Annotated in this window: 14 protein-coding genes; 2 read left to right on the top strand and 12 right to left on the bottom strand. The window is 38.4% G+C overall.

Annotation, left to right across the window (positions count from 1 at the left end; all coding sequences use genetic code 11):
* Positions 1 to 2: 2 nt before the first annotated feature.
* The 3 genes from ACYQ2C_RS12695 to ACYQ2C_RS12685 form a co-directional block, all read right to left on the bottom strand.
* A complete protein-coding gene (locus ACYQ2C_RS12695; protein ID WP_460050689.1) occupies positions 3 to 560 on the bottom strand; it encodes a rhomboid family intramembrane serine protease in 558 nt (185 codons plus the stop codon).
* A 93-nt stretch (positions 561 to 653) separates the two neighbouring features.
* Positions 654 to 1,580 (bottom strand): 5'-nucleotidase, encoded by a 927-nt coding sequence (locus tag ACYQ2C_RS12690; RefSeq protein WP_460103000.1) that lies wholly within the window; start codon positions 1,578 to 1,580, stop codon positions 654 to 656.
* Between the two features lie 259 nt (positions 1,581 to 1,839).
* Positions 1,840 to 2,208 (bottom strand): hypothetical protein, encoded by a 369-nt coding sequence (locus tag ACYQ2C_RS12685; RefSeq protein WP_460050686.1) that lies wholly within the window; start codon positions 2,206 to 2,208, stop codon positions 1,840 to 1,842.
* A 161-nt stretch (positions 2,209 to 2,369) separates the two neighbouring features.
* On the opposite strand from ACYQ2C_RS12685, the gene ACYQ2C_RS12680 reads away from it, so the two are divergent.
* Together ACYQ2C_RS12680 and ACYQ2C_RS12675 are read left to right on the top strand one after the other, a co-directional pair.
* On the top strand, positions 2,370 to 3,296 hold the full coding sequence (locus ACYQ2C_RS12680; RefSeq protein ID WP_460050684.1) for a cupin domain-containing protein: 927 nt from the start codon (positions 2,370 to 2,372) through the stop codon (positions 3,294 to 3,296).
* A 1,644-nt stretch (positions 3,297 to 4,940) separates the two neighbouring features.
* Positions 4,941 to 5,909, top strand: a complete 969-nt coding sequence (locus ACYQ2C_RS12675; RefSeq protein ID WP_460103003.1) for a glutathione S-transferase family protein — start codon at positions 4,941 to 4,943, stop codon at positions 5,907 to 5,909.
* 104 nt (positions 5,910 to 6,013) lie between these two features.
* Here ACYQ2C_RS12675 and ACYQ2C_RS12670 read toward each other — a convergent pair whose 3' ends face one another.
* The 9 genes from ACYQ2C_RS12670 to ACYQ2C_RS12630 form a co-directional block, all read right to left on the bottom strand.
* Complete coding sequence (locus ACYQ2C_RS12670; RefSeq protein WP_460103005.1) at positions 6,014 to 7,903, bottom strand: V-type ATP synthase subunit A; 1,890 nt, start codon at positions 7,901 to 7,903, stop codon at positions 6,014 to 6,016.
* A 70-nt stretch (positions 7,904 to 7,973) separates the two neighbouring features.
* Positions 7,974 to 8,675, bottom strand: a complete 702-nt coding sequence (locus tag ACYQ2C_RS12665; RefSeq protein ID WP_460103007.1) for a hypothetical protein — start codon at positions 8,673 to 8,675, stop codon at positions 7,974 to 7,976.
* 12 nt (positions 8,676 to 8,687) lie between these two features.
* A complete protein-coding gene (locus tag ACYQ2C_RS12660) occupies positions 8,688 to 9,374 on the bottom strand; it encodes a hypothetical protein (protein ID WP_460103009.1) in 687 nt (228 codons plus the stop codon).
* A gap of 4 nt (positions 9,375 to 9,378) precedes the next feature.
* A complete protein-coding gene (locus ACYQ2C_RS12655) occupies positions 9,379 to 9,831 on the bottom strand; it encodes an ATP synthase subunit C (protein ID WP_460050674.1) in 453 nt (150 codons plus the stop codon).
* Positions 9,824 to 11,653: a V-type ATP synthase subunit I gene (locus tag ACYQ2C_RS12650; protein ID WP_460103013.1), complete on the bottom strand. Its 1,830-nt coding sequence runs from the start codon at positions 11,651 to 11,653 to the stop codon at positions 9,824 to 9,826. Before ACYQ2C_RS12650 ends, ACYQ2C_RS12655 begins: the two co-directional genes overlap by 8 nt.
* A gap of 3 nt (positions 11,654 to 11,656) precedes the next feature.
* Positions 11,657 to 12,247: a V-type ATP synthase subunit D gene (locus ACYQ2C_RS12645; protein WP_460103015.1), complete on the bottom strand. Its 591-nt coding sequence runs from the start codon at positions 12,245 to 12,247 to the stop codon at positions 11,657 to 11,659.
* 18 nt (positions 12,248 to 12,265) lie between these two features.
* A complete protein-coding gene (locus ACYQ2C_RS12640) occupies positions 12,266 to 13,612 on the bottom strand; it encodes a V-type ATP synthase subunit B (protein WP_460103017.1) in 1,347 nt (448 codons plus the stop codon).
* Positions 13,613 to 14,317: 705 nt separating this feature from the next.
* Positions 14,318 to 16,465: a bifunctional 23S rRNA (guanine(2069)-N(7))-methyltransferase RlmK/23S rRNA (guanine(2445)-N(2))-methyltransferase RlmL gene (rlmKL, locus tag ACYQ2C_RS12635; RefSeq protein WP_460103019.1), complete on the bottom strand. Its 2,148-nt coding sequence runs from the start codon at positions 16,463 to 16,465 to the stop codon at positions 14,318 to 14,320.
* Positions 16,466 to 16,967: 502 nt separating this feature from the next.
* Positions 16,968 to 17,306: a lipocalin-like domain-containing protein gene (locus ACYQ2C_RS12630; RefSeq protein WP_460103022.1), complete on the bottom strand. Its 339-nt coding sequence runs from the start codon at positions 17,304 to 17,306 to the stop codon at positions 16,968 to 16,970.
* Between the last annotated feature and the right edge of the window lie 1,063 nt (positions 17,307 to 18,369).

Here is an 18,369-nt window from a genome sequence, read left to right as displayed (position 1 = left end):
CATTACCGCGCCCAAGACTTTTTACCGAACAAATACGCAAATAAAGCTCCGGCAATTGCACCAAATAAATGCGACTCGTAAGAAATGCGTTTATCGGTAGGTAATACACCAAAAATCATTCCCCCGTAAAAAATCAGCACTAAAATAGCAATGGCAATACTGCCAAATCGGCGATCAAACCAACCCATTAAAATAATCAACGACCAAAGCCCAAATACCCAACCACTGGCACCCACATGAAGGGTTGCTCTGCCTAAAGACCAGGTTAAAAAGCCACCAAGAGTAATAATAAAAAAGCTTGCGTAGATAAAAAACTTGGTAGAGCGCATTAAACATAAGGTGCTAAAAATTAATAAACCAATCAGATTATTAATTAAATGGCCCCAGCTACCATGAATAAAAGGCGCGGTATAAATGTGCCACAGAGTATTTACGTTTCTGGGTCCGATGCCTAAATACACCAACTGACCATTGGTATAAACGTTGTACGCATGCACGGCCACAAGCGTTAAAGACATAAAGATGAGAAGTTTAAAATGCTGACTTATCTTATGAATCACAAATACACTCTCGCATTAATACTAAAACCGCAAAGATACCGAGATTTAGGATCAATGCAAACGCAGAGTTATCAGTGAGAAACACCGATAATGTTATTGATTGGCAATACCAAATGGAATGTGTACCGAAGGTACATAAGAAGATGCGCGTTCTAAATGCAATTTTTGATCGTCAAAAAAGATATGAGGTTTCATAACTTCTAGAACGGTCGATTTATCAACACCTCCCATAAAATAGGCTTCATTTACCATAATTCCCCAATGACGCATCGTATTAATAACACGCTTATGCGAAGGCGCATTTCTGGCAGTAACAATGGCGACTCTTAAAATAGGCTTATAAGTTGGGTCTTGTTCTTGTTTGATCAACTCCAACGCTTGAATTGTAGAAATACGCGCTAAAAACTTTTTTAATGGGCCTGGACTGTGAGGAATATTGGCTTTCGCAACTTCGTGACCATGAAAATCATCAAGATTATTGGATTGCTTAAAAACAGTTTCTGACTCGTCGTCAGCAATAACGCCGTCAAAGTCGAAGGCAATGCGTAATTGCGAATCTTCGTTATCATCGGTAAAACTGCCTTTTAATATTTGCCCGGCGGGATATCCAGCAATAATGGCCTGTTTTACATCCACTTTATCGGCAGATAAAAACAGTTCGATATCAAACGCCGGAATATAAACATGTGGAGATGTGCCCTGTAGAAACACCGCTCGAGTAATGGGTAACCCATAGTGCTCTATGGAGTTCATAACTCTAAGACCAGTATCTGGATCATTTCTCGATAATAAAATGACTTCTACGGGAGGGTTTTCGGGATTCATCTTATTAAGAGACAGTAAACGTCGTATAAACGGATAAGCTACACCTTTATTTAGTGGTTTATCTTGGTGTTCAGATTGGTAGCTTCGATATGCCCGTTCACCTTTGGAGCGAAACACCTCGTCTGATTCTTCTAAATCGAATAAAGCACTGGATGCCAAACCAACAACAAGACGCTCACTAAGATCAAACGACACAACAGTAACCTTTAGTTAAAATCAGAAGTTTAGAAATCTCTCATCAACCCTCTATGGATTCAAGCTAAAAATTGTAAGTCATCTTCAAAATATTTTTATCACTAAATTAATTGATCTGTTGAAAGCGAACATTAAAAAATATTTTTTGTGGCTAAAAAAAGAAAATGCACCGTTCATTGTAATAACAAACGATGCATTTCGTACTTTAAACAATAGTTAAGAGTAGTACTGCAACCTTAACTAACTTGTTTAAAACAACTTACTTGATAACGTCAACATCGTACCAAGGAGTTGGGTTAAGTGGGCAACGGAAACGTACGCCATCTTTACCCACTTCAACTTTAGAAGTACGAGTTTCGCCTGGTTCTAGCGGGAACATATCTAGGTTTTCTTTGCTAGAAAGATTTTGAATTTGGAAACCAACTAATTTGTCTGATTTATTGGTTACAACGAATTCGTAGTCACCTGGTTTTAGGCTCGCTAGAGTTTCGTGTGCAGAGAAATAACCTGAGTATTCATCTAAGTGAATTACAGTAACACCGTCACTATTCTTTTTAGCAACTTCAGCTTGCGCAAAACCTGCAAAAACCACACATAAAGCAATTACAAAATGTTTTAAAGTATTCATTTTTTCCCCCATGAGGACTTCATAAAAAGCTATATCTAATATCCGCAATGATTAGTGTGTATCAAACCAAGGCAGACAAAAAAACTACTGGTGACTCTCAACCAGTGACGATACTATAGTCCACTAACCTAATACTTATAGACTCAATTCGTACAATATTCATGTCCAAACGTACAGAATACTCACTTGAAGAGCCGGATGCGTTAAGTTCGGTCGTTTCTAAACTAGACCTGCGGGCAGAAGTTTATTTAGAAGGCCATTTTTGCGGCAACTGGGCTGTAAATACTTCCGGTTTGCGAAAAATACCCTTTCACTTAATTGCTTACGGAGAGGCGTGGTTGCATTTGGATAATCAGCCACCTAAGCGTATGTCTGCCGGAGATATGGTCATTTTTCCGACTGACGACGAACACATAATCTCCAATGCGATTGAAATTGCACCAAATCAAAAGTTTAATCAGATTCCTGAACCGGTAGAAAACCTCGGAGAAATTCGAGATACCGGCATGATTTGTGGTTTCTTTGAATTTAAACATCAAGTTAGCTGGCCGCTGCTCGACTCTTTAGATCCCGTGATTTTGCTTGGTCTGCAACAATTGAGCGAAACACCATCGTTACGCTTATTAATCGATTTATTACTGAATGAATTAAGGCGCCAAGAGGCCGGATTTCACGCCTGTGTAAATCAAATTTCGTATCTATTGTTTATTGAAATACTTCGCTTACAAATTCAGCAAGGTAAAGTAAAAGAAGGCATGCTTGCAGCACTGTTCGATCCAAAAATCAATGGCACACTCGCGGCGATTCACAATCAACCCGATAAACCTTGGACACTAGAACAACTTGCCAAACATGCACTCATGGGCAGATCAACGTTTGCTCAATATTTTCACGAAAAGGTTGGAATGCCGGCCATGCAATATTTAGCACAATGGCGAATGGCAAGAGCAACCAATTTGCTTAGAACAACAGAATTATCGATCGCTCAAATTGCTGAAGCCGTTGGCTATGAAACGGAGTCTGCGTTTAGAAAAGCCTATAAAAATCGAGTGGGTATACCACCGGGGCAAGAAAGAAAATCCGGGTAGATAAATCGTTAAAATATAGCAGACAGTAGCTTGAAATCGCTTAAATAAAGCTTTTCAAAATATTCAAGCGATTTGATGTTTTCAATGACACTAAAATACCGGAAAAAATAAAAACTCACTGTTACGAAAATAATTTAAAGGTAAATGAGATTTGACCAGAATAGAATGTATTCAGTAGAGTGTATTGAGGATTCAAACAATAGTTAATTTCCATCTTTGATATATTCCCGCCAGTACTCTTGTTGTAACACCATAAAATAGAGTGATTAAAATTATTTTTCCAAGAATAATTTAGGCGGTGCTAACTTGTAACAGAAACTCGAACATCCTCTATGCTAAATACCAAATTTGTCTAAATTTGAACCTTTCTTATCTTGTTTGTTTATAGAAACTTCGAGCTGATTCTTCCATGATTTAATCAAAGAGCAGAAATTGAAAACAGGACTTATATTTTCTAAATAGTTTCAATCACTTATAACTCTTGCAATCGGCAACAGAGTCTATTATCACCAGAAACACTCGATCAACCAGAGTTTCCTGTATAAACCTCTTCATCGTCTAACGTTACTTATCCGTCGCCATATAAAACCCGCTGCCGTCATTGATATAAATGTGTGAGTCCTATTCTGCAACTGAGAATAGACCTTCTTAAAAACATAACTCTATGAAATACATAGTAAAAAGTCTTTTCAGAACCAAGTTATACGCTAAAAAAGTCATCTCAAACGCGACAAATAAATACAATTCAGGTGAATGAACACCCAGGGTAAAACTGCCAGCGAACAGTAAAAAATTAAACCTTTATAGCAATTATAAATTTAAATTATTTAGAAGTTTTTCCAAAAAATAATACCTACAAATAACCTTTTTTTTATAAGTTGAATAATGAGAATTAATAACATCCAAGAAATTACAAACTTTCTTACTACTTTTTTCAACTTATTACTTGAATGTGAATTATTTTTCATGACTGTATTTTAACATTCGGTTAATTTGATGAAGTAATTTAAATTATTTAAATTTAATGAATTAACGAGAACCTCTACCTTGTATCCAACGGAAGCAAATCACACTTTGTGGAAGGCAATATTAAACACTTTAGTTGATTTAATATTGGGTCGAAACAAATTTCAGTGTCATGGTCCTTTTGCTTGCGTTTTAGTTTTTTGCTTTAGTATTTCCTTTTTACGTGAATTTTCTCAATCACCGACATTTAGTATGGGTAGTGCTAGATCAAGGTGAGACATTACAGATAGGCACGGATGCCTAATTTTTTCTCAGACAACGGATTACCCGTCCTGTAAACCTCCTTCAAAAAACTGTATACATTCAACTCTTATTACTCTTTATCTCATTACAAATTATCTTACTGCAGACCGTTTTATTGCTTTCTTGAGTTCAAAACGCTAGATCAACGTTAAAGCGTCCTTAAATTAAATAAATCTCTGATCACCGCTGCATTTAAATAATAAAACTCAGCTCTTAATATCTCTAAATTAATCAAAACGTCGTTCAGACCGTGTTCCAGTGGTCTGAATCCTAAAAATACAAACATTTTGATGAATTGCATTAAATATTTCAGCTTGGGTCTGGAATTAAAGTTTCTTATAACATCCATTAAATTCAACAAGAAACGAGAACAACATGCTGGTTAATGGAACATGGCAGGCGAACTGGGACCCTGTACAAAAAAAAGACGAACAAGGTAGATTTATACGACAAAGCAGCTCGTTTAGAGATCGCATAAGTCCCGAAGAAATTGCAGTAATAAAAGATAAGCCCACTGCGTTACCTCGCCATTTCTCGCTCTATGTTGCCTATATCTGTCCTTGGGCCACCCGTGTTTTGATCGCTCGGTCATTGTTTGAATTGGAAAATGTTATCGATTTGAAAGTAACTCACCCAAGATTGAGTGATGAAGGTTGGTTTTTTGGAGAATATGTAAACGCAACGGCACCTAGCGACGTTGAATTTTCTCATATGCATCAACTGTATACACAAACTGATGCTAACTATACCGGCAGAGCAACAGTTCCTGTACTTTGGGATAACATTACCGGAAAAATTCGCAACAATGAGTCTTCTGATTTACTGAGAATACTCAATGAAGATTTTCGCCCACTTCACAACAGCTCATACAACATTGCGCCTATTGAGCTCTTACCCGAAATAGATGACTTCAACGAAAAAATATACAACACGTTTAATAATGGCGTTTACCGAGCGGGCTTTGCATCCACACAAGAAGCTTACAAAGAAGCATACAACGAGGTTTTTTCTACCTTAGAATGGCTAGAAACGCATTTGCACGGCAAGGATTACGTGGTTGGTAATCAATTAACGGAAAGCGATATTAGACTGTTTGTAACCTTGGCACGTTTTGATTGTGCCTATTACGGAATATTCAAAACCAACAAGAAAATGATTCGTGATTACGTAAACGTTTCACGTTATTTTGAACAGCTGCTTGAAATAAAGGCCTTCAATGAGAATACCTTTATCGACCACATTAAAGCCGGTTATTACTCAATTAAAGCGTTGAATCCAACCGGTATTATTCCTAAAGGGCCGTATTTACCTTGGTATGGAAAGCTAAAAAATAAAGACGTTTAAGTGTGAAGCTTTAATTCAAGGACTTTAATTCAGAGACATTAATACCAAAATTCAGGCGTTGGAATTTTACTATCAGAACCAAGTATTTAAACCAACGAAAAAATTCAGTTCAATTTGGACTGAATTTTTTCTTGATACTGAAAATATTTTTCTGAATTTCTAGGTGTGTAGTTCAGATTTTTAAAGAGTCCAGACATTTCTGTATAAAAATTCCTGATTACATTTTTATCGTGTAAGTCAGGCAAATGTTGAATAACTGCTTCTAAAAGCGCTAAAAGCTCTATCTGCCGATCTAAGGGCACAGAAACATCAACCGCATCGAATGCATCTTGTTGAAGATACACCTGATCCAATAACATAGATTTTTGATAGACAATAAAGTCTTCCGTCGTTACACCTTCTTCACCGGTCACTTGCATCATTCTCTCTATTTCGTCGCCGCGGTGTAATAAATGCTTTAATGTTGCTACTTTTTGCGACCAGCCTTCACCAAGATTTTTATCAAACCATTCGTTAAGTTGATCAAAATATCGAGACCAAGATTGCAAAGGATCAACCGCAGGATAGAAACGTCGATACGCACGCTCCGCCGAAAGACCCAAAAAGGTTTTTACCGTACTCAGGGTTGATTGGGTTACCGGTTCTTCAAAATTACCACCCGCCGGTGATACTGTGCCAATCATGGTTAAGGTTCCGGTTAACGAAGATTCGTCTTCGCGAACCAATACTCCAGCACGTTCGTAAATTTCTTTAACCGCAGAGTCTAAATAAGCAGGAAACGCTTCTTCGCCAGGAATTTCTTCTAAGCGTCCAGAGGTTTCACGCATTGCCTGCGCCCAGCGCGACGTAGAATCCGCAATTAACAATACGTCATAACCCATTGCCTGATAATACTCACCAAGTGTAATACCGGTATAAATCGAAGCCTCACGAGCCGCGACAGGCATTGACGATGTATTGCAGATAATAATGGTGCGATCCATGAGCGTACCGCCGGTTTTTGGATCAACCAGTGACGGAAACTCGTGAATGGTTTCTACCACCTCACCCGCCCGCTCGCCGCACGCAACCACAATAACAATATCAACATTCGAATAACGAGAAATTAACCCCTGCAACACCGTCTTGCCAGCACCAAAAGGCCCAGGAATACAACCCGTACCACCTTTGGCAATGGGAAAAAATGTATCAATCAAGCGAATCGTGGTTGATAAAGGCTCACAAGGATAACCTCGTTGCGCCCTATTTTTTGCTGTTAAGGTTTTAGCGATAGAGGTTCGAATGGGCCAACGTTGAGACAGCGTAATTAATCGGCGAGTATTATTGTTGGTAACTTGGTTAAATTCGAGATCAGCATCATTTGTTGAAAGTTGTACCAATTCTATTACCGGCTCTGTAACCGTAAAACTGCCTTGCTGAACCCATTCAACTCGCCACACACCTTGTAAATCAAACGGCGCCATAATACGGTGTTTAAATTTTGATTCGCTGACAAAACCTAAAATATCACCGGCCCTAACGTTGGTAAGCGTTTTTACGTTGGGCGTAAAAAGCCATTTTTTATCGGATTTAAGTGCGTTTATATCAACACCGCGCGGTAAAAAAGTACCGTAAGTAATTGCGATGTCTTCTAACGGATTTTGTAACCCGTCATAAACCATACCCAAAAGCCCTGGGCCCAGATCTACCGAGAGCATTTGATGCGTTTGCATAATGCCGTCGCCAACACCAACGCCAGAGGTACTTTCGTACACCTGTGCATCGGCCCTAATCCCAGAGATTCGTAAAATTTCGGCTTTAAGAAACTCTTGCCGACCAGAGGCAGTTTTACGAGACGGCAAAATATAAATAACTTCGTTTTTAGTTAACGGTAAAAAACCCTGCGAAGTCTCTACACTCTCTAGCGTGATTAAATCATCTTGTACGGCAACCACCCGAGCACTAACTTCAGATTTTGAGTCAACTTGATGATTATTCAATTCTACAGTTACCATTAACTTAAAACTCTGTATAAAACATTATTGTTTAATTTTGCTTAGAAATGCTGATTAATTCTTATGTAACTTAATCAGAGCTTCCAATTAATTCTTCCGCCAACTCTTCGGTCACACTTATATTTGCAAGGTTTTTTTGCACATCCGCTTTTATGTACTCTTGCCAGCTCGATACGATATTCCACTGAAACACATAGATAATGATGGAAAATAAATTAAATTGATGTCGATTTTCGCATCGATAACAAAGATTCCATTTCAACGACAATCTTAATTTCTCGGCTTCTAGAATTTCATCGTTTTCTAATAATGCTTTTATTTTAGCCAACCATGAAAATCGATTACCTAATCCAAAATTTTCTTCTTGCCAATGCTTTAAAATTGTCTTTTTTAGGTCATTTTGTTGATCAAAAAACCAATGAATCTTCTCTAAATACGATTGTGGTTCAGGAACGGAATAGTATTTTAGCGATTTGGCTAAAAATAAATAATCGATTGTCCATTGCATGATTAAAAAATCGATTAAAGACTTATTGGTAAGCGTTTTAAAAATTGACGCCAAGTCCAAATTCAAAGCAGTTGTAAAATCTGCGCCAACGGCTTTATGAAAATAAACACGTTCAAGGTGATAGACCAGTCTTTGCTCTTCTATCGGCAATGTAGACAAACGTTTTTCTAAGGTTATTCTAGAGGGTATAAGCTGCGGAATTTCATACGACGACCTAAACCCGGATAAACTCGACTTAACATAAATATAGGCATGATTCGTCATTGTTTATTACCGTTAATGTATGATGCCTTCGAGCACAGCTCTAAATCTTGGGTTTAGATATTCCATTAAAATTGCTTTAATAGATTCATCGGTTAAATCGACTTGAATTTGTTTTTCGACCAATCGAATTTGAATTCCTGAAGTACCCTTAACACCCTGCTTAAAAGTAATTCCCTTAGATAACATGTCTTTTTGAATGGAGAAAATAAAATCGGCCAACTCCCCTTTTGATGCACTTTCAGGGTCTTTAGTAATATCGTCAAGTTTCAATAGTTGTTCTGGCAGCAGAATTTCATAGCTATCGTGCAATTCAAATTTATTTTCGCCCAATATTTTGTTGCATGCCGCCTGCACAAAAGATTTTATCATATCGGGATGGACCAGCGTTTCTTTAACCATACGTTCCACGTCGGACGAGAACTGAGTTTTTATATGATTTTTAATATCAATGATGAGATCTCGATAAGCAATCGCCATCGCATCATGAGCCGCAGACTGCTCTTTATCAATGCGCTCTTTTGTATTTTTTAAAATGGTTTCGGCGTTCTTTTTAGCGTCTGCAATTATACGCTCTGCTTCTGATCGAGCATTTGTAATGATACGATTAGATTCATCTTGTGCAGCCTTTACGCCTTCAATTTTAAGGCGCTGAATCAACTCATCAACACCGTTCGAGTTCTTTTCTGATTTATCATTCATAGATTCAACTCGCTGGAGAAAGGCTACCAATTAACACCAAGGCGAAAATAAATACAAACACACCAAAACCTTCAACAATTGCTACAGGTGTGATTGATAAGCCAAAAACACTGGGCTTTTCTTTAATGGTATTAATCGCAGAAGCAGCAAGACGCCCCTGCCAAGAAGCGGCGTATAACAGCGATATTCCCGACAAAACACCAATAGCAAACAAGCCGGGTGCCTCTTCAGCGATGGCTACATTTTGTAATGAGAACATAAGCACAATGCCATAAATAACAAATGTCGAAGGTAATACCGATAATCCAATATAGCGCCCATAACCTGAATCCGTATCAAGCAATGCTCCCACCGCCGCCTGTCCTGCGTAAGAACAGCCAAGTACACTGCCGATTGCTCCAAGTGCTACCGGTGCAAATATTCCTACCCAAGCGAGCAGTTCAAAAAATTCACTCATAATCAATCTCTTTCAAATAAAACGGTTTAAAAACATAGCCTTCTCCGGGATCAGACCAGTTGTAGAACTCGATAAAATTCAGACGTAAACCATGTACAACACCAGACATAACACCCAGCACAATATTAACCAGATGCCCGATAATAAAAATGATCGCGCCAAAGATGTATCCTATACCGGCCTCATTAAAAAATTGTGCCGACAAGTTATTAAAGGTAATTGCCAATGAGGCACTGGCCAAACCTAGGGCAAACAAACGCATATAACTCAAGGCATCACCGAATAATTTGGTTAAATTACTCAGTGCTACAAACCCCGAAATTAATGACTTTTTAATGTCTTTACCACGAAAACTCTTTAATGGTTCGCTGAACACAAAAATCAATGCAAACCCCGCCGCCATCAACCATGAAAGAGACGTCAAAAATTCTGGCTGATTCATAAACAGCCAATAGCAATAGCCACCGGTCGCCACCAAACACCAGCCCAGTTTTGACAATAGATTCAGCGAAAACTTTTCAGAATTTGTCAGTGAAGAAACAGCACTGGTAATATTTGCGAGAACGATATGAATAACACCGATACCTACGGATATTTTCATCATCCAATTGTAGTTATTCAAATCAATTATTTTTAAATCAATAACGGTAGATATGGCGCTCATCTCATAGCCGAAAAAACTACCAACCATCAGCCCCCAAATCGACGATGCCAAAAATATCGAAAACATTAATGAGTCAAACTGCTTAACGATGGAGTTTTTTCTATAAATGAAACCAATCGCTAAAAACAAAATACCAAGAATAAGCGCATAACCAACATCGGATAAGATAATGGCAAAGAATACCGAGAAAGACAGATATAAATGTATCGATGGGTCCCAACGGTTGTAATTAGGCGTTTGATAAATAGCCGACAGAATGGCACCTGCCGAAAAGAAAGACTGTGGAGCCAGTAGCGTTGGTGGCGTATCATTATCTGACGGTGACTCAGCAATGAACGCGAATCCAACCTTGTCAGACAACAACTTAAGCTCGGCGAGCTTTTTAACAGGAATCCACGCTTTTAATACAAAAAATCCCGGCTCGTCTTGAATACTCGCCAATGCTTTAGCAAACTGATTACGATTTTGAATTTCAGCGACTTTAGACTTTAAGACGAAAACGTATTTTGAAAGAGCGATTCTTTTTAAATTGCACTCTTCTATTTCTAACAGAATTTTTTCTTTTTGAAGATTTAGCTCAGACAGAGAAACATGACCGATGTTGTCTCTGTGCGCGTTATCAATACTAGGAGCTGTCTGATTTTCAGAAATAACGACTACATAATAATATTTATGGGTTTTATTAACCATTTGCCACGGATATTCAAGCTCATTCAACTGACGTTGGTTTTTCACCGGAAATCGATAAAACCATAACGTAAAATATTGATCGAACTCCGACTCTGGCAGGGTAAAATTACCCCACGGCTCTATCAGTTTGATTTGTTGATTAATTACATCCAACTGATCATTTTTATGCTTTAGATCGGCTTTTAACGTAATAATATCATCAAGAATAGTTTCAATCGTTACACTCGACAAGGTTCTCAGTTGCGGCAGCGTTGCGACTGTATTGTGTAAAAACTGTATGGCTTCTTGGTATTTTTTTTCTAAATCACCAGTGTTTAACGAAATATTGGTGTTTAACGAAGTATTGGTTTGCGACGGTTCGGAGTCTATTATGTGCAAGCAACCAAAACGCTGTAGCTCTGCGACAACCGTATTTTTGTTTTCGTGACTGGCCGCGACGGTTAATTTTTTAAGTTTTTCAATAGCCATAATCTACTTATGTCTCGACTTAGCTATTTTAGAAGTCACAACCGCCTCTCTGGCTCGATCACCCAAATAGATTTGAATTTTACGAATATTCTCCGCCGCCTCTGGAATGAGTATCTTTTCAAACAAATTAACTCGTTGGGTTACCTTTTTTAAAGCAGCCGTTAATATTAAAATATTCTCTTTTAAAACGCGTAACTCTAGTTGCAGGCGCAGAATAGTTTGTAACTGCTGAAGGTATCGAAAATACCAAAAAAACTCAGCATTTATAGGCGTATTTGGCTGAGAATAACGAATAGAATCAATCATCTTTAATTTACTACCTGCTACAACCCAAGGACGATACTCAACGTCTATCACTCGCAAATTCAGGTCATCGGCCATTGAATATACCGATACCATGGGAATATTGTCGTGCAACCAATTCACCGCTTGATCATAGTCACGATTTACATCATCTATTTTTCGCTCAAGTTCTTTAATGGCTAAGCGTAACTGCTGTCGTTTTAAATCTAATGCCGGTACAAATTTTTTGTACGACGCCAAATTATTTTTTTGTTGTGTTAAGGTCGATTTGGATAACAATAATTTTGTCATTTATGGCTATCGCTTAATTTAGTGTTTAAGAGGTAAAAAATACTTATTCACCAAATCTTGTTTCATAAGCAGTTGTTGCTCGTCAAAACACTCCGCTAAGATGCTCCAACTTTTATCGAGCGCAGATTCAAGACTCATAGATATGTCTAGCGACATAAAGTTATCTTTAAAGAGTTTGCCAAACTTAAGCAATTGCCTGTCAAAATCGCTCAGTTCAAAGGCCATGGCTTGTTTTTGTTCGGCTTCAAGACTGCCTGAATAAAATCGAATCATGGTATTCATGATTTGGCTGTGATCTTCTCGGGTTTGCTTGCCAATCACCAACTGTTTCAGTCGTGATAATGACCCGAAAGGATCTAACACACCGTTATGCAGATAAAACTGACCCTCCGTTATGTAGCCCGTATTGTCGGGCACCGGATGGGTTACGTCATCACCGGGCATGGTAGTGACCGACAAAATAGTAACCGAACCACCTTTGGCGTAATCGCAGGCTTTTTCGTAACGTTTAGCAAGCTGCGAATACAAATCGCCAAGGTAGCCTCGGTTAGAAGGAACACGTTCGCTGGCGATGCCAATTTCTTTTAGACCGTCTGCGTAGGCGGTCATATCAGTGAGTAAAACCAACACTCGTTTGTTTTCTTCTAACGCAAAATGTTCTGCTACCGCGAGCACTAGGTCTGGCACCAATAAACGCTCAACAATAGGATCGGACGCCTGATTTACAAACATAACCGATTTGGCAAGCATGCCTGCGTTTTCAAAGGCGGTTCGAAAATAATGGAAATCGTCAAACACCAAACCCATTCCGCCAAAGACAATCATATCGGCATCGGCCTGCACACCAATACGCGCTAAAAATTGATTGTAAGGCTCTCCAGATACCGAAAAAATAGGAATTTTTTGGCTTTCTACCAAACAATTAAACACGTCGATCATGGGCACATTGGTGCGAATAATTTTCGAAGCCAAGGTACGGCGCATGGGATTAACGGTAGGACCGTTGATGTTGATTTTATTGTCGAACTCTAACGATGGGCCTTTATCGATGGGCTGGCCTTTACCATTAAAAATACGACCTAAAATGTTGTCAGACGCGGTTACTTGCATGGGATGGTTTAGAAAAGACACTCGCGCATTGGTTGCCAGGCCTTTTGTGGATTCGAAAACCTGTAGAGAAACAATATCGTCGCGAATGTCTAAAACCTGTGCTAAACGTGAGCTTGCATTATCTGAAGTTAAAACCGCTAAATCGTGCAAGCGAACGACGGGATTCTCACCCTTTTCGGGTACTGGAATTCTGACACGAACAATGTCGCCAACAATTTCGACAATAGAACTAAATGAACTACCAGAACCCAACATTCATGCCTCACTTTTGAGGAAAATTAAAAAAACTGTATCGCTCGTCTAAATAAAGATCTGCAATCTACTTAACACCAAGCGTTTCATTCGCGATATGCTTACTGCGAGTGCTCTTTTAGACAAGCCAGTAGACTTGATTTTTATAACATTTGTTCAGTTTACAGAAAAGCCTCTTTCGCAGAGTTTTAATGTATCTCAAATTTTTAGTGGAAAGATGCTCATATACGAAGAAACCACGAGTGCGCCTAGAGTTTCAATGACAAATACATGCAAACTTCGATACAGACCTGTTCTTAAAGGGCAGATTCTTAAAATTGTAAAGATATTGGAAATCGCATTTCCGATTCGCTAATCAACTCAACAATGAGCCAACCAGAGACTCACGGGTGTTGTGACAGGTGACTGGATTACTACTAAGGATTTGAATTGTAGAAACACGTACAGAAAAACGTTGTACATATTTAACAAAATATGAACAACCGGCAGATTAAAACATGAAGATGAAAATCGTCTTTTGATGCGTTTATTAACTCTTTCCGGCTTTAAATATAATAACTGCAAATATAATAACTGCAAATATAATAACTGCAAATATAATAACTGCAAATGTATTAACTTCGCCCATTCTAACACACATCCTTGTGTGGTTGAGACTTTAGATTCAGCACTTTTTATATGCAATTCTGCGGATGTCTATTTACTGAGTTAGTGCTCAATTAACCAACAATGATGAATTTTGCTATTGCGCTTAAAGTCTGGATCGATACTCTCTTCTTTAAAATCGGTAACCTTGTAATGTGTCAGCTCTTCTTGGTTTAACTTAAAGCTTCGCAAATTATTCGAGAAAATTAAAATACCGTCTTTAGTCAATAAATCCATACAACGCTTAATCAGTCCAACGTGATCTCGCTGAATATCCAATATCGATTCGGTCTTCTTAGAGTTAGAAAAAGAAGGCGGATCAAGTAAGATTAAGTCGAAACCTTCACGGCAATTTTTTAACCACTCAAAACAGTCGGCTTGTTCAAAGCGATGTTTATTGCTAACTAGTTTGTTTAATTGGAAGTTTCTTTTCGCCCAATTAATATAGGTATTCGATAAATCAACGCTTACCGTTTCGCGCGCGCCACCCAACGCAGCCTGCACACTTGCAGTACCGGTGTAGCAGAATAAATTTAAGAATTTTTTATCTTCCGCAATGTTGTAAATTTCTCGTCTTACCGGCCTGTGATCTAAAAATAACCCAGTGTCCAAATAATCCCACAGGTTTACTTCAAACGTAGCTGCGCCTTCTTGAACCAAAATAAGCGGATGCTGGGATTTTTGATCGGTTAATTTTTGATACTGCTGAGTGCCTTTATTACGGCGACGCTGTTTTAGGCTGATTTTTGCTTCGTCGGTCTGAAAATCACATTCAACGGCCGAAACTATTTCTTCAAAGCGTGTTTGGGCTTTTTTCTCATCAACACTTTTTGGCGCTTGGTATTCTTGAATATGGTAATAGTCACCATATACATCAATAGCCGCAGAATATTCTGGAATATCGGCATCATAAAGGCGATAACATTCAATATCGTAATTTTTGATCCATTTACTTAATTGCTTTTTATTTTTATTCAGGCGATTAAGAACCATGGTCGCCCCCTCGCTCAATTGGCGGCGGCGGGCCAAGTGCGGATCACGAATGGTATTAACAAAAAACTCTTCTTTAATATCAAACAGCAATAGCTCGGTAGCAAGACTACCGTTATTGAGTTTGTATTTTTTATGGGCTTTTAAACCCATGTTTTTTGCCGCTTCTAGGTTGCCGGTAAAAACACCCGCCTGCCAACCTTTAAAGTCGGTACGCATCGCTGTACCCAGTTCGCGGTATAAACCGCCCAACTCTGCAATTTCACCCAATCGCTCGCCATATGGCGGGTTGGTTAAAATCAAGCCGTGATCAATGTGTGTATGCGTAGGTTTCTTAAAAGCAGACACAGGTTTAGTAATCACACGAACCTTGTCACCCAGCCCAGCTTTATGAATGTTGTGTTCTGCCGACTCTAAAACGTGCTTATTGATGTCATACCCGCGAATTTCTGGAATTTTCTCCAGATCTATTGCCGCCAAAGCTTCTTCACGCAGGTCAAGCCATGCTGCTTTGTCGTAATTTAACCAACGTTCAAAGGCAAATCCCGCGCGACTAATGCCTGGCGCCATATTGGCCGCCATCATTGCACCTTCAATTAAGATGGTGCCCGAGCCACACATAGGATCAAGTAACGCAGCACCTTGTTGTGCCAACTCAGGCCAATTTGCTCGGTACAATAACGCTGCTGCTAGGTTTTCTTTGAGCGGTGCGGCACCTTGTTTTTGACGATAACCTCGCTTGTGTAAGCTTTCACCACACATATCCATATACAAGGTAAGCACACCCTTGTTTAGGCGAGCAATAATTTGCAAATCTGGATTATTTTTTTCGACAGATGGACGCTCAGAAAACAGGTTTCTGAAGCGATCAACAATACCATCTTTAACTTTTAAAGCACCGTATTGGCTGTTGCGAATTAGCTCGTTGGTGCCTTGAAAATCAACCCAAATGGTACCTGTCGGAGACAAATACTGCTCCCAAGCCACATCACGAGCCAAGGTGTAGATGTCGTCATCGGCTTTGATTTTGCCATTGCCAACCGGCTGCAACACCTTATTAGCAATTCTCGACCACAAGCAAACCTTGTAGGCGGTTTTTAGGTCAGCATCAAACCACACTCCGCCCACGGTCTCGCGCTTAAACTCGGCGCCAATAGCTTTGATTTCTTGGATTAGGAGCTGCTCAAGTCCTTTGGGACAGGTTGCGTAATATTCGATCATCTGATTACTTATAGCGTAGAAAAAGTGGGCGATTCTACCTAAATCATGTACCAATTACGAACAGAAAGAAACACATTAAACATTCAACTCATAAAACCTCACATTGGGATTCAATAAAAGGTTCGGAATTGAGATTTACACATGAGGTGAAGACATAGCGCTCGGTTAAAACTGCAACCACAGTTAGCTATAGTGGATACAGCTAAATAGAAATGTTCTCACTGGAATACATTTAGGAATCTTCGATTAACGCCTTCATATTTTTTATTAGGGTAAAAAAATTAGAAATATGAACTTTAATTTCTTCAGACTATAAATCACTTACCGTTCTTAAAAATGGCGACCAATCCTTGTATTGCTGAAAACGTTAGATCGATCAGAGCTTCTTTTACATAAACGTCGATAACAAGATAAAAACCCATAGACATCTAACAAATAATGACCTGAAAAACAAAAAAGCCCAGCATTATGCTGGGCTTTTTTATAAGCTTTTAACTATTAATTAGAAGCAACTTTCTTTGCGTAATTTAAGTGTACTATCATTCATAAATACTGCGCGATGATCAGATACTGAAATTACTTTTTGCACGCCAATATCAGAAAGAATTAGGTTGTGCTCATCAACAGACCATGTACCAGATTTTTTGGTAAGGGTATCCATCCAATCGTAGGTACCGTCTTCGTTAAAAGTTAGGTTCACCTGCTGAGACTCTAGTTTACCGGCGCTTTCTTTTTCGTATAAGCACCAAGTTCCTACTAATTCGTCTGACTCAAATGCAGATGCAGCCATAGAACCACATGCTAATAATCCGGCCAAAGCAATTTTAGTTACATTTTTCATGAGGCGTTCTCCTTAAATACTATAATTTTTAAACTGGTAGAATTCTTTGGAAGTTGTAGGGTTGTACTCAAGCCTTGCTTTAAGGTAATACCAAAATAATTTGTTATAGTATTACAAGAAAAATAAGCTAAATATCATCAGACAAAAATTCCGAAACTCAAACTTCAACACCTAAATTAATTACTAGCATTAAGCATTTTACGTAGAATAAGTTTTGGCATTTACCTAAAAGCACTTCCGTCTTGCTATGGATGTACTATACCCCTGTGGAAGATTCAAAAATTGATTTAAAACAGATTTTATCTCTGTTTATAAATTTGTATTTATGAATACAAATTTAAAGAACGCTCGTTTTACGAAGTTATATTTTTTGATGAAGAAAACAAACATCTGGAATTTGGTAATTTTGGCGATAAAACCAGGTGGCAATTTCGTAAAGTTCTTTAGAGCAGGCTCTTTATAAAGAAGAAACTTTAGGTTAAACAGTATTCTCACCACCAAAATCACTATCAATATAGTCACGATTACTAAATAAGCAAGAGAATCAAATCGTCGGTGGTGAGCTGGTTTTATTACAAATACTAATAGAAAACTCCAGTTAACAAGAGTTTGCAACAACTCAGGAAGTAGTTGTTAATTTCAAGAACAGTAAGTGATTGAAATTGAATAGAAATCGGTAATCACAGTGTCATATTTTCTCACTGATTCAATCGCGATCGAGTTAATTGAGCGGTTGCAATAGTTATTGATGCATTTATTTTAAAATATTAAAAACAATAAGGTTATTTGAACAACTTGTTTCTAAATTAATCATCCATGTATTAAACGCGTTTATTTTGCGAAAATAATACACCTACGTTAAACAAGTGATTTAAATTTTTATGGCCTATAGTCATATAACTGCAATCCTTTAGAAACATAAATTCATTCCCAATTGGTCAAATATTTGTTGTACTGGCAATCCGGCTTTCGAAAAGTTTATTTATTACCCTAGGTTAAAGTACCAAAATAAAACATAGCTGATTCGAAACTATTCTCTCATTCGGTTGTATTTTATTAAGCG

The sequence above is a fragment of the Sessilibacter sp. MAH3 genome (genome assembly GCF_054658275.1).
This window is presented reverse-complemented; position numbering and strand designations above follow the sequence as displayed.

Bases quoted from the DNA above. Each gene is read 5' to 3' on its own strand.
- ACYQ2C_RS12685 (WP_460050686.1), bottom strand. From the start codon at position 2,208: ATGAATACTTTAAAACATTTTGTAATTGCTTTATGTGTGGTTTTTGCA.
- ACYQ2C_RS12680 (WP_460050684.1), top strand. From the start codon at position 2,370: ATGTCCAAACGTACAGAATACTCACTTGAAGAGCCGGATGCGTTAAGT.
- ACYQ2C_RS12675 (WP_460103003.1), top strand. From the start codon at position 4,941: ATGCTGGTTAATGGAACATGGCAGGCGAACTGGGACCCTGTACAAAAA.
- ACYQ2C_RS12670 (WP_460103005.1), bottom strand. From the start codon at position 7,903: ATGGTAACTGTAGAATTGAATAATCATCAAGTTGACTCAAAATCTGAA.
- ACYQ2C_RS12665 (WP_460103007.1), bottom strand. From the start codon at position 8,675: ATGACGAATCATGCCTATATTTATGTTAAGTCGAGTTTATCCGGGTTT.
- ACYQ2C_RS12660 (WP_460103009.1), bottom strand. From the start codon at position 9,374: ATGAATGATAAATCAGAAAAGAACTCGAACGGTGTTGATGAGTTGATT.
- ACYQ2C_RS12655 (WP_460050674.1), bottom strand. From the start codon at position 9,831: ATGAGTGAATTTTTTGAACTGCTCGCTTGGGTAGGAATATTTGCACCG.
- ACYQ2C_RS12650 (WP_460103013.1), bottom strand. From the start codon at position 11,653: ATGGCTATTGAAAAACTTAAAAAATTAACCGTCGCGGCCAGTCACGAA.
- ACYQ2C_RS12645 (WP_460103015.1), bottom strand. From the start codon at position 12,247: ATGACAAAATTATTGTTATCCAAATCGACCTTAACACAACAAAAAAAT.
- ACYQ2C_RS12640 (WP_460103017.1), bottom strand. From the start codon at position 13,612: ATGTTGGGTTCTGGTAGTTCATTTAGTTCTATTGTCGAAATTGTTGGC.
- rlmKL (WP_460103019.1), bottom strand. From the start codon at position 16,465: ATGATCGAATATTACGCAACCTGTCCCAAAGGACTTGAGCAGCTCCTA.
- ACYQ2C_RS12630 (WP_460103022.1), bottom strand. From the start codon at position 17,306: ATGAAAAATGTAACTAAAATTGCTTTGGCCGGATTATTAGCATGTGGT.